This is a genomic window from Stenotrophomonas sp. SMYL86 (assembly GCF_036320025.1).
Lineage (GTDB): Bacteria > Pseudomonadota > Gammaproteobacteria > Xanthomonadales > Xanthomonadaceae > Stenotrophomonas > Stenotrophomonas maltophilia_A.
Window position 1 is genome coordinate 42359 of sequence record NZ_JAWIRU010000021.1, and the last position, 14016, is coordinate 56374.

General features: G+C 67.6%; 15 protein-coding genes. 10 read left to right on the forward strand and 5 right to left on the reverse strand.

Annotated features, from left to right (window positions below; translation table 11 throughout):
* Window positions 1-146: 146 nt before the first annotated feature.
* Window positions 147-572 carry a YkgJ family cysteine cluster protein gene (locus tag V3B64_RS18590; protein ID WP_004135417.1) on the reverse strand — a complete coding sequence of 142 codons (426 nt, stop codon included), beginning with the start codon at window positions 570-572 and terminating at the stop codon, window positions 147-149.
* A gap of 104 nt (window positions 573-676) precedes the next feature.
* Here V3B64_RS18590 and oleC point away from each other — a divergent pair, with 104 nt between their 5' ends.
* The 3 genes from oleC to V3B64_RS18605 all read left to right on the forward strand — a co-directional run bounded on the left by oleC (window position 677) and on the right by V3B64_RS18605 (window position 3562).
* Window positions 677-2335, forward strand: a complete 1659-nt coding sequence (oleC, locus tag V3B64_RS18595) for an olefin beta-lactone synthetase (protein ID WP_071228789.1) — start codon at window positions 677-679, stop codon at window positions 2333-2335.
* Complete coding sequence (oleD, locus tag V3B64_RS18600) at window positions 2332-3324, forward strand: 2-alkyl-3-oxoalkanoate reductase (protein WP_032130147.1); 993 nt, start codon at window positions 2332-2334, stop codon at window positions 3322-3324. Before oleC ends, oleD begins: the two co-directional genes overlap by 4 nt.
* An 82-nt stretch (window positions 3325-3406) precedes the next feature.
* Window positions 3407-3562 (forward strand): DUF1328 domain-containing protein, encoded by a 156-nt coding sequence (locus V3B64_RS18605; RefSeq protein WP_004153593.1) that lies wholly within the window; start codon window positions 3407-3409, stop codon window positions 3560-3562.
* Between the two features lie 146 nt (window positions 3563-3708).
* Here V3B64_RS18605 and ddlA read toward each other — a convergent pair whose 3' ends face one another.
* Window positions 3709-4803: a D-alanine--D-alanine ligase gene (ddlA, locus tag V3B64_RS18610; protein WP_329914675.1), complete on the reverse strand. Its 1095-nt coding sequence runs from the start codon at window positions 4801-4803 to the stop codon at window positions 3709-3711.
* Window positions 4804-5223: 420 nt separating this feature from the next.
* Here ddlA and V3B64_RS18615 point away from each other — a divergent pair, with 420 nt between their 5' ends.
* The 4 genes from V3B64_RS18615 to V3B64_RS18630 all read left to right on the forward strand — a co-directional run bounded on the left by V3B64_RS18615 (window position 5224) and on the right by V3B64_RS18630 (window position 8980).
* Window positions 5224-5859, forward strand: coding sequence for an SCP2 sterol-binding domain-containing protein (locus tag V3B64_RS18615; protein ID WP_132808782.1), 636 nt, complete (start codon window positions 5224-5226; stop codon window positions 5857-5859).
* Window positions 5856-7511 carry a ubiquinone biosynthesis regulatory protein kinase UbiB gene (gene ubiB / locus V3B64_RS18620; protein WP_107431620.1) on the forward strand — a complete coding sequence of 552 codons (1656 nt, stop codon included), beginning with the start codon at window positions 5856-5858 and terminating at the stop codon, window positions 7509-7511. The genes V3B64_RS18615 and ubiB overlap by 4 nt, the downstream gene beginning before the upstream one ends.
* 5 nt (window positions 7512-7516) lie before the next feature.
* Complete coding sequence (locus tag V3B64_RS18625; RefSeq protein WP_329914676.1) at window positions 7517-8095, forward strand: class I SAM-dependent methyltransferase; 579 nt, start codon at window positions 7517-7519, stop codon at window positions 8093-8095.
* A 141-nt stretch (window positions 8096-8236) separates the two neighbouring features.
* Window positions 8237-8980, forward strand: a complete 744-nt coding sequence (locus V3B64_RS18630) for a pseudouridine synthase (RefSeq protein WP_329914677.1) — start codon at window positions 8237-8239, stop codon at window positions 8978-8980.
* A 75-nt stretch (window positions 8981-9055) separates the two neighbouring features.
* On the opposite strand, the gene V3B64_RS18635 is transcribed toward V3B64_RS18630, so the two are convergent.
* Complete coding sequence (locus tag V3B64_RS18635) at window positions 9056-9583, reverse strand: DUF2059 domain-containing protein (RefSeq protein ID WP_329914678.1); 528 nt, start codon at window positions 9581-9583, stop codon at window positions 9056-9058.
* Window positions 9584-9717: 134 nt separating this feature from the next.
* Here V3B64_RS18635 and arfB point away from each other — a divergent pair, with 134 nt between their 5' ends.
* The 3 genes from arfB to dcp all read left to right on the forward strand — a co-directional run bounded on the left by arfB (window position 9718) and on the right by dcp (window position 13024).
* The gene (arfB, locus tag V3B64_RS18640) at window positions 9718-10149 is read left to right on the forward strand and encodes an alternative ribosome rescue aminoacyl-tRNA hydrolase ArfB (protein WP_032130467.1); all 432 of its coding nucleotides are present in this window, start codon (window positions 9718-9720) and stop codon (window positions 10147-10149) included.
* Between the two features lie 4 nt (window positions 10150-10153).
* Window positions 10154-10756: a lysophospholipid acyltransferase family protein gene (locus tag V3B64_RS18645; protein ID WP_032130468.1), complete on the forward strand. Its 603-nt coding sequence runs from the start codon at window positions 10154-10156 to the stop codon at window positions 10754-10756.
* A 111-nt stretch (window positions 10757-10867) separates the two neighbouring features.
* Complete coding sequence (dcp, locus tag V3B64_RS18650) at window positions 10868-13024, forward strand: peptidyl-dipeptidase Dcp (RefSeq protein WP_107431618.1); 2157 nt, start codon at window positions 10868-10870, stop codon at window positions 13022-13024.
* 113 nt (window positions 13025-13137) lie between these two features.
* Here dcp and V3B64_RS18655 read toward each other — a convergent pair whose 3' ends face one another.
* On the reverse strand, window positions 13138-13584 hold the full coding sequence (locus tag V3B64_RS18655; protein WP_004153636.1) for a 3-dehydroquinate dehydratase: 447 nt from the start codon (window positions 13582-13584) through the stop codon (window positions 13138-13140).
* Between the two features lie 3 nt (window positions 13585-13587).
* Window positions 13588-13989: a hypothetical protein gene (locus V3B64_RS18660; protein WP_019661885.1), complete on the reverse strand. Its 402-nt coding sequence runs from the start codon at window positions 13987-13989 to the stop codon at window positions 13588-13590.
* Window positions 13990-14016: the final 27 nt, after the last annotated feature.

The following is a 14016-nucleotide window of genomic DNA, read 5'->3' on the forward strand; positions in this document are numbered from 1 at the left end:
CGCCGCGGGTGCCGCCACACCACCCTCATCTGCGGTGCCCCCACCAACGGTCGGCACCCACCGGAAGAGGAAATGGGTAGGTGCCGACCGTTGGTCGGCACACCCGAAGGGTTCATGAGGTTGCCGGCCAGCGGCCGGCGCTACCACTACGCCGCGATCGGCGCCTGCGGTGACGGGCTGTTGCCGTTGTCGTCCGGGTGGTCGTCGTCGTTGCCCGCTTCGTCGCGCCAGCGCCAGTCGGCCAGGGTCAACGGATCCAGGCCATAGGCAATGCGCGCCTTGTCGCACTGCGGGCTGGCCTTGCCGTACTCCCACGATGCATCCACCTCACGGCACACGCTGGGCCGGTTGGGGTGGATGGTGCAGCGTGAATACACGCCGATCTGCGCATCCAGCGCCACGCAGCGCACCGGCTTGGAGTGGGTGCCGCGCATGCACAGGCGATGCGGGTCCAGCACCTCGGTCAGCTGGTGCGGTACGCCGCCGGGGGTGACCTCGTCTGATTCCATCCAGTGGAAGGCCACGCGGTATTGGGTGCAGCAGGCGCCGCAGGTCATGCAGGGATGTTGCATGGGCAAGCCGCCTCGGGCGGCAGTCGGAATCAGGAACGAGGGTGCGGATTTTCCACGAAGTTGGCCGCCGCGCAAGAAATTCCGTAAGCGGCGACAATGAACGGATGAACCGACCCTGCAATATTGCCGCCCGTTTGCCTGAACTGGCGCGTGAACGGCCCGACCAGATCGCCATCCGCTGCCCGGGCCGCCGTGGCGCCGGCAACGGCATGGCCGCCTACGACGTGACCCTGGATTACCGCCAGCTGGACGCCCGCAGCGACGCCATGGCGGCTGGCCTGGCAGGCTACGGGATCGGTCGCGGGGTGCGCACGGTGGTGATGGTGCGGCCGTCGCCGGAGTTCTTCCTGTTGATGTTTGCCCTGTTCAAACTGGGTGCGGTGCCGGTGCTGGTCGACCCGGGCATCGACAAACGCGCGCTGAAGCAGTGCCTGGATGAGGCGCAGCCGGAGGCTTTCATCGGCATTCCGCTGGCACACGTGGCGCGGTTGGCGCTGCGCTGGGCGCCCTCGGCGACCCGCCTGGTCACCGTCGGCCGCCGCCTCGGCTGGGGCGGGACCACGCTGGCCGCGCTGGAGCGCGCCGGTGCCAACGGGGGGGCGATGCTGGCCGCCACCGATGGCGAGGACATGGCCGCGATCCTGTTCACCAGCGGCTCCACCGGCGTGCCCAAGGGCGTGGTCTACCGCCACCGTCATTTCGTCGGCCAGATCCAGCTGCTGGGCAGTGCCTTTGGCATGGAAGCGGGCGGGGTGGACCTGCCGACCTTCCCGCCGTTCGCGCTGTTCGACCCTGCGCTGGGCCTGACCTCGGTGATTCCGGACATGGACCCGACCCGGCCGGCACAGGCCGACCCGGCACGCCTGCACGATGCCATCCAGCGTTTCGGCGTGACCCAACTGTTTGGCTCGCCTGCGCTGATGCGGGTGCTGGCCCGTCACGGCCGGCCGTTGCCGACGGTGACCCGGGTGACCTCGGCCGGCGCCCCGGTGCCGCCGGATGTGGTCGCCACCATCCGCAGCCTGTTGCCGGCCGATGCGCAGTTCTGGACCCCGTACGGCGCCACCGAGTGCCTGCCGGTGGCGGTGGTGGAAGGCCGCGAGCTGGAGCGTACCCGCGCGGCCACCGAGGCCGGTGCCGGTACCTGCGTGGGCAGCGTGGTTGAACCGAATGAGGTGCGCATCATCGGCATCGATGACGCACCGTTGGCCGACTGGTCGCAGGCGCGCGTGCTGGCCACCGGCGAGGTGGGCGAGATCACCGTGGCCGGACCGACCGCTACCGACAGTTACTTCAACCGCCCGCAGGCCACCGCGGCGGCGAAGATCCGCGAGACGCTGGCCGATGGCAGCACGCGCGTGGTGCATCGCATGGGTGACGTGGGCTACTTCGATGCGCAGGGCCGCCTGTGGTTCTGCGGCCGCAAGACCCATCGCGTGGAAACCGCACAGGGGCCGCTGTACACCGAACAGGTGGAGCCGGTGTTCAACACCGTGCCGGGCGTGGCGCGCACGGCACTGGTTGGCGTTGGCCCGGCGGGTGCGCAGGTGCCGGTGCTGTGCGTGGAACTGCAGCGTGGCCAGAGCGACAGCCCGGCATTGCGCGAGGCGCTGCGCGCCCAGGCCACCCTGCGATTGCCCGAGGCGAACCTGCAGCACGTACTGATGCACCCCGCGTTCCCCGTCGATATCCGTCACAACGCCAAGATCGGCCGCGAGAAGCTCGCCGTCTGGGCCAGCGCCGAACTGGAGAAGCGCGCATGAAGATCCTGGTCACCGGTGGTGGTGGTTTCCTTGGCCAGGCGCTGTGCCGTGGGCTGGTCGAACGTGGCCACCAGGTGCTGGCGTTCAACCGCAGCCACTACCCGGAACTGCAGGCCATGGGCGTGGGCCAGATCCGCGGCGATCTGGCCGATGCGCAGGCGGTGCTGCACGCGGTGGCCGGCGTCGATGCGGTGTTCCATAACGGCGCCAAGGCCGGCGCCTGGGGCAGCTATGACAGCTACCACCAGGCCAACGTGGTCGGCACCGACAACGTGATCGCCGCCTGCCGCGCGCACGGCATCAGCCGGCTGGTCTACACCTCCACGCCCAGCGTGACCCACCGCGCGACCCACCCGGTGGAAGGCCTGGGGGCTGATGAGGTGCCGTACGGCGAGGACTTCCAGGCACCGTATGCGGCGACCAAGGCGATCGCCGAACAGCGCGTGCTGGCGGCCAATGACGCCTCGTTGGCGACGGTGGCGCTGCGCCCGCGCCTGATCTGGGGCCCGGGCGACCAGCAGCTGGTGCCGCGCCTGGCCGAACGTGCGCGGCAGGGCCGCCTGCGGCTGGTCGGCGATGGCAACAACAAGGTCGATACCACTTACATCGACAACGCCGCGCTCGCGCATTTCCTCGCCTTCGAAGCATTGGCACCGGGCGCGGCTTGTGCGGGCAAGGCCTACTTCATTTCCAACGGCGAACCGCTGCCCATGCGCGAGCTGGTCAACAAGCTGCTGTCCGCGGTGGGGGCACCAACGGTGGACAAGGCGATCAGCTTCAAGACCGCTTATCGAATCGGTGCGGTCTGCGAGCGGCTGTGGCCGCTGCTGCGCCTGCGTGGCGAGCCGCCGCTGACCCGCTTCCTGGCCGAGCAGCTGTGCACGCCGCACTGGTACAGCATGGAGCCGGCGCGCCGTGACTTCGGCTACGTGCCGCAGGTCAGCATCGAGGAAGGGCTGCGCAGGCTGAAGGCTTCATCTGCCGCATAGGTCGCCATCACTGGTTGCACACCGCCAGATCGGGAGGATGGACCCACGCCATCCAACGGCCCGGACATCTGCGAGGAGCACCATGCTGCATTACGCCGTTATTTTCTTCGTCATCGCCATCATCGCTGCCGTGCTCGGCTTCTCCGGCATCGCCGGTGCCGCCAGCAACATCGCCTGGATCCTGTTCGTTGTGTTCCTGGTACTGGCAGTGATTTCGATGTTCCGCAAGCGCGGCTAGAAGACCGCTGGGTAGTGCCGGCCGCTGGCCGGCACTGTTCTTTCCGGTGGGTGCCGACCGTTGGTCGGCACGCATCTTTGTAGAGTCGAGCCATGCTCGACTCATGAAAAGCAGTCGAGCATGGCTCGACTCTACAGAGAGCGCCTCTACACGGCGCTGTGCAATCCGCGATCGGCTTCATGGCGCTCCAGCGCCAGTTCGATCAGGCGCGTGATCAGCGTGGTGTAGTCCACACCGCTGGCGCCCCACAGCTTCGGGTACATGCTGATGCGGGTGAAGCCCGGCAGCGTGTTGACCTCGTTGATGACGATCTCGCCGTCTGCGGTGAGGAACACATCCACGCGCGCCATGCCCGCACACTCCAGCGCCTGGTAGGCCCGCAGCGCGATCTGCTGGATACGCGCCTGGGTTGCAGCATCGATATCCGCGGGTACCACCACCTCGGCGCCATCCTCGTTGATGTACTTGGTGTCGTAGGCGTAGAACTCGTCGTGCACCACCACCTCGCCGCACAGGCTGGCCTGCGGCTGTTCGTTGCCCAGCACCGCGCACTCGATCTCACGGCCGGCCACCGCCGATTCGACCAGCACCTTGTGGTCATAGCGCAGCGCCAATGCAAGTGCCTCGGCGAAGCCCGCCGCATCCTTGACCTTGCTCACACCCACGGACGAACCCTGGTTGGCCGGCTTCACGAACAACGGCAGGCCGAGCTGCGCGATCACCGCATCGACATCGACGTCAGCGGCCTGGTGACGCCTGATGCACAGCCACGGCGCAACCTTCAGCCCGGCGTCGCGCAGCAGGCGCTTGGTCACGTCCTTGTCCATCGCCACCGCCGAGCCCAGCACCGGCGAACCGACGAAGGGCAGGTTCGCCATGCGCAGCAGCCCCTGCAGCGCACCGTCCTCGCCCAGCGGCCCGTGCACGATCGGCAGCACCACATCGATCTGGCCCAGCGCGCTGGCCGCATCGGACGGCTGCAGCTGTGCCTGCTCAGCACCCGGGCGTACCGCCAGCGACGTGCCGGACCGATGCAGCGCGATGCGCGACGGATCATCGGCATTTATCAGGAAGGTATCCGGCTGGCTCAGATGCCACTGGCCCTGCTTGTCGATACCGACCAGCACCGGCTCGAAGCGCTCGCGATCAAGCGCATCGAGGATGTTCTTCGCCGACTGCAGCGAAACTTCGTGCTCGGAGGACTTGCCCCCGAAGATGATGCCGACCCGGGTCCGTGCCATGGTGTTGCGATGTCCTGTGCGTTGCGTGGCCGTACAGCATGAACCTTCCGTTGCCGCTCAGGTGAGGCGCGGATGAACCGGCCATCCATCCACGCATGGCGTGGATCTACCGTCCTCATGGCCCATCAACAGGGGTCAGAGCCCGTTGCGCAGCAACGGGATCCGACCCCTGTCGCCCCACAGATCGCGGGAACCTGTCGAAGGCGGGGTGGGTCCGGTTGCGGGGGTGTCCGCGGCATGGATGCCGCGGCCAAGCCCCCAAGGACGGGTTTACGGCGTCCCCCGCAACCGGACCCACCCCGCCAACCCACGGAATGCCGGTTGTTGCTGTTGCTTCGGCTATTGCTGTTGCCGTTGCCTCTGCGGGTGCCGGGCGGCAGCCCGGCCCAAGCCCCCCACCCACGCAGGTAGAATGCGCACATGGCTCTCTCCCTGCTCAAGTCCCTCAAGCCGGTCGCTGGCCGCGCCCTGCAGATCGCCCTGAACCGCGCGCTGGCGCTGGATCCGGATACCCGCCATGCACTGGCCAGCCTCGACGGCCGGCACATCGACCTGACCCTGGAAGCGCCGTCGCTGGCCATGCGCATCAGCGTCGACGGTGATGCACTGCGGGTCGGCCCGGTGGACGCGCAGGAAGCCGACCTGGCCGTGCGCAGCAGCCTGGCCGGCGTGCTGGCGCAGCTGCCGCTGCTGGCCAACGCACGGCGCGGCGACAACAACGGCAAGGGTCGCGTGCGCGTGGCCGGTGATGCCGAACTGGCGCGTCGCCTGCAGCAGCTGGCCAAGGGCTTCGACCCTGACTGGCAGCAGCCCTTCGTCAGCGTGTTCGGCGAAGTGCTGGGCGTGCAGGTGGCCAACACCCTGCGCGGCGCCCTGCAGCATGCGCGCCAGGGCGCGATCGACCTGGCCCACAGCGCCGCCGAGTTCATCACCGAGGAATCGCGCGACGTGGTGCCGCGTGCCGAGCTGGATGCCTTCCACGACGATGTGGACGTGCTGCGCGACGACGTCGAACGCCTCGGTGCACGCGTGCAGCGTCTGCGGGGTGCCGCATGAAGGCCGTGCTGCGTGCCAGCCGCATCGGCCGGGTGATCCTGCGTTACCGCCTCGACGACCTGTTGCAGGGCACTCCTGCCGAGCGCTGGCTGCGCCTGGCCAAGCCGTTCGTGCCGCGCGCCTCGGCCGACATCGCCGCTCAGTCGCGCGGTGCACGCCTGCGTCTGGCGCTGCAGGATCTGGGCCCGATCTTCGTCAAGTTCGGCCAGATCCTGTCCACCCGCCGCGACCTGGTGCCGCCGGATGTGGCCAATGAACTGACCCTGCTGCAGGACCGGGTCAAGCCGTTCGATGGTGAGACCGCGCGTCGCATCGTCGAGGAAGCGCTGGGCCTGCCGGTCAGCGAAGCCTTCGCCAGCTTCGATACCGAACCGCTGGCCTCGGCCTCGATCGCGCAGGTGCACGCAGCCACGCTGGCCGATGGCCGCCAGGTGGTGGTCAAGGTGCTGCGCCCGGGCATCGAGAAGCAGATCGACGCCGATATCGCGTTGCTCAATTCGCTGGCTGCCCTGGTCGAGCGCACCCACCCGCGCGCCGACAAGATCCGCCCGCGCGAAGTGGTGGCCGAAGTCGAGAACACTCTGGCTGCCGAGCTGGACCTGCAGCGCGAAGGCGCCAATGCCAGCGTGCTGCGCCGCTTCTGGGAAAACAGCGACGATCTGTACGTGCCGGAAGTGATCTGGAGCCACACCGCCGAGCGGGCACTGACCCTGGAACGCGTGTGGGGCATCCCGTCCGATGACATCGCCGCACTGGACAAGGCCGGCATCGACCGCAAGGCGCTGGCCGCCAAGGGCGTGCGGGTGTTCTACACCCAGGTGTTCCGCGACAACTTCTTCCACGCCGATGCGCACGCCGGCAACATCTGGGTCGACACCGATCCGGCGCGCCGCGCCAACCCGCGTTTCATCGCGCTGGACTTCGGCATCATGGGCCAGCTCTCGCAGGAAGATCAGTACTACCTGGCCGAGAACTTCATGGCCATCTTCAACCGGGATTACCGCCGCATCGCCGAACTGCACGTGCAGGCGCGCTGGATGCCGGACAACGTGCGCATCGATGACCTCGAGGCCGCCGTGCGTTCGGTGTGCGAGCCGTACTTCACCCGGCCGCTGTCGCAGATCTCGCTGGCCGAAGTGCTGATGAAGCTGTTCCGCGTGGCCCAGCGTTACCAGCTGACCCTGCAGCCGCAGCTGATCCTGCTGCAGAAGACCCTGCTGAACATCGAAGGCGTCGGCCGCCAGCTCGACCCGCAGATCGACATCTGGGCGGTGGCCAAGCCGGTGCTGGCGAAGATCCTGCGCGAGCGTTACAGCCCGCGCCGGGTGGTACGCGAGATCGGCAAGCGCCTGCCGGAAATCATGACCCATGCGCCGGACATGCCGCGCCTGGTGCACGCCTGGCTGACCCAGCAGGTGGAAGGCCGCCACGAACTGTCGATGCGTTCGCGCGACCTGGCCGCACTGGATGCCAGCGTGCAGCGCCTGCAGAAGCATGCGGTCGGCGCGATCACCGGTGTCGGCCTGCTGGCCATCGCTGCACTGATGTATGTGCTGCAGCCGCCGGGCTGGTACTGGGGCGACGTGCCGGCGTGGAGCTGGCTGTCCGGTGCGCTCGGCGCAGTGGCGCTGCTGCGCGCGTGGTGGAAGTAGGCCCCATGCTGCAGGCACTCAAGGACGAACTGATCCGCTTCGGCGCCGACAACGACGCACGCGAAAGCGAGCGCGGCCGACGCATGCTCAACATCACGCCCGACACCGGTGAATTCCTGTCGGTGCTGGTGCGCTTCGGCCAGGCACGGCGGGTGCTGGAAATCGGTACGTCCAACGGCTATTCCACGCTGTGGCTGGCCGAGGCAACCGCCGCCATCGACGGCCACGTGACCACGCTGGAGTACGCCGAGGACAAGGTGGCGATGGCACGTGACACCTTCGCGCGCAGTGGTCTGGCCGATCGCATCACGCTGGTCCACGACGATGCCGGGCTCTGGCTGGCGCAGGCCGCCGATGCCTGCATCGACCTGCTGTTCCTCGATTCGGACCGCGGGCAGTACGCCGGCTGGTGGCCGCAGTTGCGTCGCGTGCTGCGCGCGGGTGGCCTGCTGGTGGTGGACAACGCCACCTCGCATGCGGAAGAGATGCAACCGCTGCGCGTGCTGCTGGACGCTGATCCGGACTTCAGCACCAGCCTGGTGCCGGTGGGCAATGGCGAGCTGTTGGCCGTGCGCAGCGCCTGACCGCTCTACAGGTAGGTGCCAATCTTGGTTGGCACGCTGTTGCCGGCCGCTGGTCGGCAACCGCAGCCATCCGACTGCCCGGAGACAGCCGGCCAGCGGCCGGCTCTACCCCATTCAGTGCCCAGCCCCGATAATCCTGCCGTGAGCACCGAACCCGATACCCTCGCCGCGGTCGAGACCGACACCGCGCCCCTGCAGCTGCTGCACCTGGATGAGCGCCTGGCCGTGGTCAACAAGCCTGCCGGGCTGATGGTCCACGACAGCAAGCTGGCCCGTGGCGAAGACGACTTCCTGGCCGACCGCCTGCGCGAGCAGCTGGGCCGCCCGATCTTCCTCGTGCATCGCCTGGACCGGGCCACCAGCGGCTGCCTGCTGCTGGCCTTCGACCGCGATACCGCCAGCGCGCTGGGCAAGACCCTGATGGGCGGCGAAGTGCTGAAGGACTACCTGACGGTCTGCCGGGGCTGGCCGGCCGAGCTCGCCTGGCAGGTCGATCATGATCTGGACGGCGGCCCGGGCAAGCCGGTGAAAAAGCCGGCGATCACCGACTTCCAGCGCCTGGCCACCGGCGAGCTGTCGGTGCCGGTCGGTGAATTCACCAGCTCGCGCTACGCACTGCTGCGCTGCCAGCCGCAGACCGGACGCTTCCGGCAGATCCGCCGGCACCTCAAGCACCTCTCGCATCACATGATCGGCGACACCAGCCACGGCGATGGCCGCCACAACCGCATCTTCCGCATGCAGGGCGTGCACCGCATGCTGCTGCACGCCGAGCGCCTGCGCTTCCCGCATCCGGACGGTGGCACGGTGGACGTGCGTGCGCCGTTGGACGGCGGGTTCCAGAAGGCGCTGGACCTGTTCGGCTGGCAGGTGGATACCGATTGACAGTAGTGCCGGCCGCTGGCCGGCATCTGCGCGATTCCAGATGTAATGGGGAGCCGGCCAGCGGCCGGCACTACCTCATTTCTTTTCCGGCTCGTTGACGATCGCTTCCAGATCCTTCTGCAGGTCCGCGAACAGCGGCTGCATGCGCGCCTGGATTGCCACCATCACGTTCTGCATCAGCGCCGGGGTCTTGTCCAGCAGGCTCTGGCCGGCCGCGCTCTCGTAGAACTCGGCCATCGCCAGCACGTCTTCCTTGCTGAAGGTCTTTTTGTACAGGTCCACGTACATCGGCCGCAGCTGCTGCCAGGACAGGGCCTGGCGCAGGGTCTGGCTGGTCCGCGCCTGGATCCGCTTCAGCTGTTCCTGCTGCTGGGCATTGAGCTGGCGCTGTGCGGCTACCTGCTGGAACTGCTGCTGCTGCATCGCCTCGATCTGCGGCAGCATGGTGTCGATCATGCTCTGCGCGCGTGACGCCGACAGCAGGCGGTTGATGTCGCCATCGGTCGGCGGCGCGGCCAGGGCCGGAACGCTCGCCACGGTCAGCGCCAGCAGCAGGGCGGCGCGGCGCAGCAGGGACGGCAGGGCGGGTGCGGTGCGGGTCATGCGGGGCTTCCTGCAGTACATGGGACGGCCAGCATACCCGCAGCCAAGGCGAAGGCGGCGTGTTCGGTACCTGATCGGCGGCATACGGGGCGCGATGCCGCACTCCGGTGCGTGGCTGCCGCTACAATGCGCGGATGGGCAGTGGACCGGTCACCATCAGCGCGCAGCTTGAAATCCCCGACGGCGAGATCGTCGAGCGGTTCGTGCGTGCCAGTGGCGCCGGTGGCCAGAACGTCAACAAGGTCTCCACCGCGGTGGAACTACGTTTCGATGTGGCCAACTCGCCCTCGTTGCCCGAACCGTTGCGCGCGCGCCTGCTGGCGCGGCGTGACCGGCGGATGACCGGCGAAGGCGTGCTGGTCATCGACGCGCAACGTTTCCGGACCCAGGATCGCAATCGCGAGGATGCGCGCGATCGGCTGGCGGCCTTCATCCAGGCCGGGCTGAGCGTGCCCAAGCCGCGCAAGGCCACCAAGCCGACCCTCGGGTCGAAACTGCGTCGTCTGGACGCCAAACGCGGGCGCGCGCAGATCAAGCGCGGGCGCTCATCACGTGACTGGGAGTGATTGCTTGAACAACCCGACTTCGTTGCTGCCGGCCGTGCCGCCGCAGATGCCGCAGGTCAAACCCAACGCCTTCCTGCGCTGGCTGGCGCGCTGCACCCTGCGCATGGGCGGCTGGAAGGTGACCGGTACCCTGCCTGACATCCCCAGGCTGGTCTTCATCATCGCCCCGCATTCGTCCAACTGGGACGGCCTGTGGGGCATGGCCGCGAAGATCGCGCTGGGCATGAAGGTGAAGGTGCTGGGCAAGGCATCGCTGTTCTGGTGGCCGCTCGGCCCGCTGCTGCACAAGCTGGGCGTGATCCCGCTGGACCGCAGCTCGCCGCAGGGCACCGTCGGCCAGGCCGTGGACCTGCTGCGCAACAACGAGAAGATGTGGTTCGCCATCACGCCCGAGGGCACCCGCAAGGCCGTGAAGGACTGGAAGGCCGGCTTCCTGAAGATCGCGCGGATGGCTGACGTGCCGATCCTGGCCGCGTATTTCCACTACCCGGAGAAGACCATCGGCATCGGCCCGCTGTTCACGCCGACCGGCGATGACGCCGCCGACATGGCCGCCATCCGCGAGTTCTACCGGCCCTGGATCGGCAAGACCCGCGGTACGGTCTGAGCCGGCCGCAGGCCGCCGCATAGACGCCACGTCCGGCACATGCCGGGCGAGCGCGACAGGAGTAGGGTGGAGGGCTGGTATCCCGTACCGTCTGCCCAAGGAGTGTTTTACATGTCGCGTACCGTAGTCCTGGCCGCCGCCATCAGCCTGGCGCTGGCGGCCTGTTCCGGCAAGGAGTCCACCCCCGTGTCCGATGCCCAGAAAGCCCCGGCCCAGCAGCCGGCCGAAGCCTCCACCAATCCGCTGCTGAGCGCCAGCACGCTGCCGTTCCAGGCGCCGCAGTTCGACAAGATCAAGGACAGCGACTACCTGCCGGCGTTCGAGGAAGGCATGCGCCAGCACCTGGCCGACGTGCGCAAGATCGCTGACAGCAGCGAGCCGGCCACCTTCGACAACACCATCGTGGCGATGGAGCGCAGCGGCGAGACGCTGAACCGCGTGTCGCGCATCTTCTTCGGCCTGGTCCAGGCCGATACCAACGATGCGCGCCAGAAGATCCAGGAAGACGTGGCGCCGAAGCTGGCCGCGCACCAGGACGAGATCAACCTCGATCCGAAGCTGTTCGCGCGCGTGAAGTCGCTGTACGACCAGCGTGACACGCTGGAGCTGGACCCGGTGCAGAAGCGCCTGGTCGAGCACTACTACGACGGCCTGGTGCGCGCCGGTGCGCAGCTGTCCGATGCCGACAAGGCGAGCCTGCGCAAGCTCAACGTGGAAGAAACCACTCTTTCCACCCAGTTCCACACCCGCCTGGTGGCGGCCACCGCCGCTGCGGCCGTTGTCGTCGACGACAAGGCCAAGCTGGCCGGCCTGGACGAGAATGCGATCAACAATGCCGCCAATGCAGCCAAGGATCGCAAGCTGGATGGCAAATTCCTGCTGCCGCTGCAGAACACCACCCAGCAGCCGGTGCTCGGCTCGCTGAGCGACCGCGACCAGCGTGCCGCCGTGCTGAAGGCCTCGGAAACCCGCGCCGAGCGTGGCGATGCCAACGACACCCGGCAGACCGTGCAGCGCCTGGCCCAGCTGCGTGCGCAGAAGGCCAAGCTGCTCGGCTTTGACACCTTCGCCGACTACCAGCTGGGCGACCAGATGGCCAAGACCCCGGCCGCCGCGCTCAAGCTGCTGACCGACACCGTGCCGGCCGCCACCGCCAAGGCGCGCGCCGAGGCCGGCGAGATCCAGAAGGTGATCGACGCGCAGAAGGGTGGTTTCCAGGTCGCTGCCTCGGACTGGGACTTCTACGCCGAGCAGGTGCGCAAGGCCAAGTACGATCTGGACGAGTCGCAGATCAAGCCGTACTTCGAACTGGACAACGTGCTGCAGAACGGCGTCTTCTACGCCGCCACCCAGCTGTACGGCATCACCTTCAAGCCGCGTACCGACATTCCGACCTACAACCCGGACATGAAGGTGTACGAAGTGTTCGACAAGGACGGCACCTCGCTGGCCCTGTTCTACACCGACTACTTCAAGCGTGACAGCAAGTCCGGCGGCGCCTGGATGGACGTGTTCGTCGAGCAGGACGGCCTGACCGGTGCCAAGCCGGTGGTCTACAACGTCTGCAACTTCACCAAGCCGGCCGCCGGCCAGCCTGCGCTGATCAGCTTCGACGACGTCACCACCATGTTCCATGAGTTCGGCCATGCGCTGCACGGCATGTTCTCGAACGTGAAGTACCCGTCGATCGCGGGCACCGCCACCTCGCGCGACTTCGTCGAGTTCCCGTCGCAGTTCAACGAGCACTGGGCACTGGATCCGAAGGTGTTCGCCAACTACGCCAAGCACTACAAGACCGGCGAGGCGATGCCGCAGGAACTGGTCGACAAGATCCTCAAGGCACGCAGCTTCAACCAGGGTTATGCGACCACCGAGTACCTGTCGGCCGCGCTGCTGGACCTGGCCTGGCATACGCAGAAGGCCGATGCGCCGCTGCAGGATGTCGGCGCCTTTGAAGCCAGTGCGCTGAAGAAGTTCAAGGTCGACCTGCCGCAGGTGCCGCCGCGTTACCGCACCACCTACTTCGACCACATCTGGGGTGGTGGTTACTCGGCCGGTTACTACGCCTACTTCTGGGCCGAAGTGCTGGACCATGACGCCTACCAGTGGTTCACCGAACACGGTGGCCTGACTGCGGCCAATGGCCAGGAGTTCCGCGACAAGATCCTCTCGCGCGGCAACAGCGTGGAGCTGTCGACCCTGTACCGCGATTTCCGCGGCAAGGACCCGTCGGTGGAACCGCTGCTGAAGTTCCGCGGGCTGAAATAAGAAACAGAAAACGGCGGGGGCAACCCCGCCGTTTTTCTTTGTGTAGCGTCGAGCTTGCTCGACGGTCTTTCCACGAAAAGCCAGTCGAGCAAGCTCGACTCTACACAAGCGGCTTACGTCCCCACATGCACCCGGTTCGCCTGCTCGGCCAGGCCCAGGTGATCCAGCGCGATATCCAGCGCCAGCACATAGCTCTGCGCGCCATACCCAGCAGCGATGCCCAGGCGCTGGCCGACGCCGGCCGGCAGGCACGGCTCGGCCACTGCGCCGTCGTCATGCACTTCCACATAGGCGTTGTGCAGATAGGGCAGTAGCCGCTGCAGGCGCAGGCTGTTGGCACACGCACCCGGGTCAAGCAGGGTCACCTCGCCGCGGCTGTGGTCAGCCACGCGCAGCGCGTCCAGCAGTTCCTGTTCCGAACCACAGGCACGGATCGCCACGCTGGTACCGGCGTCGATCGCGCGATGCACCAGTGACTTCAGGACCGGTGCCGGCAGCGGCATCGCGGTGCGGATCAGGGCACCGGCCGCTTCCGGGCCACGGATGATGAAGATCGACATGGCTCAGCCCTCCTGTGCCAGGCGGCGGCCGACAATGGCCAGCGACAACGGGTAACCGGCCTGCTGGCTGCGCTGGTCGACCACCACGGCGGCGGGGCCGTGCTGCAGGCGCAGGCGTGCATCCAGGCCGGGTTCGCTGGGGGCCTGCAGCTCGATGTACTGCGCCGGCAGCCGTTCCAGCGCCGCCTGCAGCGCGCCACCTTCGGCCTGCCATTGCGCCTCGTCGGCGGCGCCGACATCCAGCAGTACCCAGTCGGCCGAGCGCGCCTGCGGCTGGCACAGGCACTGGCGTACCTCGGACAGGCTGGCGCAGTCGCTGCACAGCACGCGATGGCCGGCCAGCTGCGCCGGCAGCTGCGGGCGCGGCGCCGACGAAGACGCGTGGCGGATCACCAGGAGGGTCATACAACACCTTGCGGAATGCGCCCTTTG

What these genes read in the sequence shown, in the direction of transcription:
- V3B64_RS18615 (WP_132808782.1), top strand. Translation starts at nt 5,224, where the DNA reads ATGGCTCTCTCCCTGCTCAAGTCCCTCAAGCCGGTCGCTGGCCGCGCC.
- dcp (WP_107431618.1), top strand. Translation starts at nt 10,868, where the DNA reads ATGTCGCGTACCGTAGTCCTGGCCGCCGCCATCAGCCTGGCGCTGGCG.
- V3B64_RS18635 (WP_329914678.1), bottom strand. Translation starts at nt 9,583, where the DNA reads ATGACCCGCACCGCACCCGCCCTGCCGTCCCTGCTGCGCCGCGCCGCC.
- ubiB (WP_107431620.1), top strand. Translation starts at nt 5,856, where the DNA reads ATGAAGGCCGTGCTGCGTGCCAGCCGCATCGGCCGGGTGATCCTGCGT.
- oleD (WP_032130147.1), top strand. Translation starts at nt 2,332, where the DNA reads ATGAAGATCCTGGTCACCGGTGGTGGTGGTTTCCTTGGCCAGGCGCTG.
- ddlA (WP_329914675.1), bottom strand. Translation starts at nt 4,803, where the DNA reads ATGGCACGGACCCGGGTCGGCATCATCTTCGGGGGCAAGTCCTCCGAG.
- arfB (WP_032130467.1), top strand. Translation starts at nt 9,718, where the DNA reads ATGGGCAGTGGACCGGTCACCATCAGCGCGCAGCTTGAAATCCCCGAC.
- V3B64_RS18655 (WP_004153636.1), bottom strand. Translation starts at nt 13,584, where the DNA reads ATGTCGATCTTCATCATCCGTGGCCCGGAAGCGGCCGGTGCCCTGATC.
- V3B64_RS18605 (WP_004153593.1), top strand. Translation starts at nt 3,407, where the DNA reads ATGCTGCATTACGCCGTTATTTTCTTCGTCATCGCCATCATCGCTGCC.
- V3B64_RS18660 (WP_019661885.1), bottom strand. Translation starts at nt 13,989, where the DNA reads ATGACCCTCCTGGTGATCCGCCACGCGTCTTCGTCGGCGCCGCGCCCG.
- V3B64_RS18590 (WP_004135417.1), bottom strand. Translation starts at nt 572, where the DNA reads ATGCAACATCCCTGCATGACCTGCGGCGCCTGCTGCACCCAATACCGC.
- V3B64_RS18625 (WP_329914676.1), top strand. Translation starts at nt 7,517, where the DNA reads ATGCTGCAGGCACTCAAGGACGAACTGATCCGCTTCGGCGCCGACAAC.
- oleC (WP_071228789.1), top strand. Translation starts at nt 677, where the DNA reads ATGAACCGACCCTGCAATATTGCCGCCCGTTTGCCTGAACTGGCGCGT.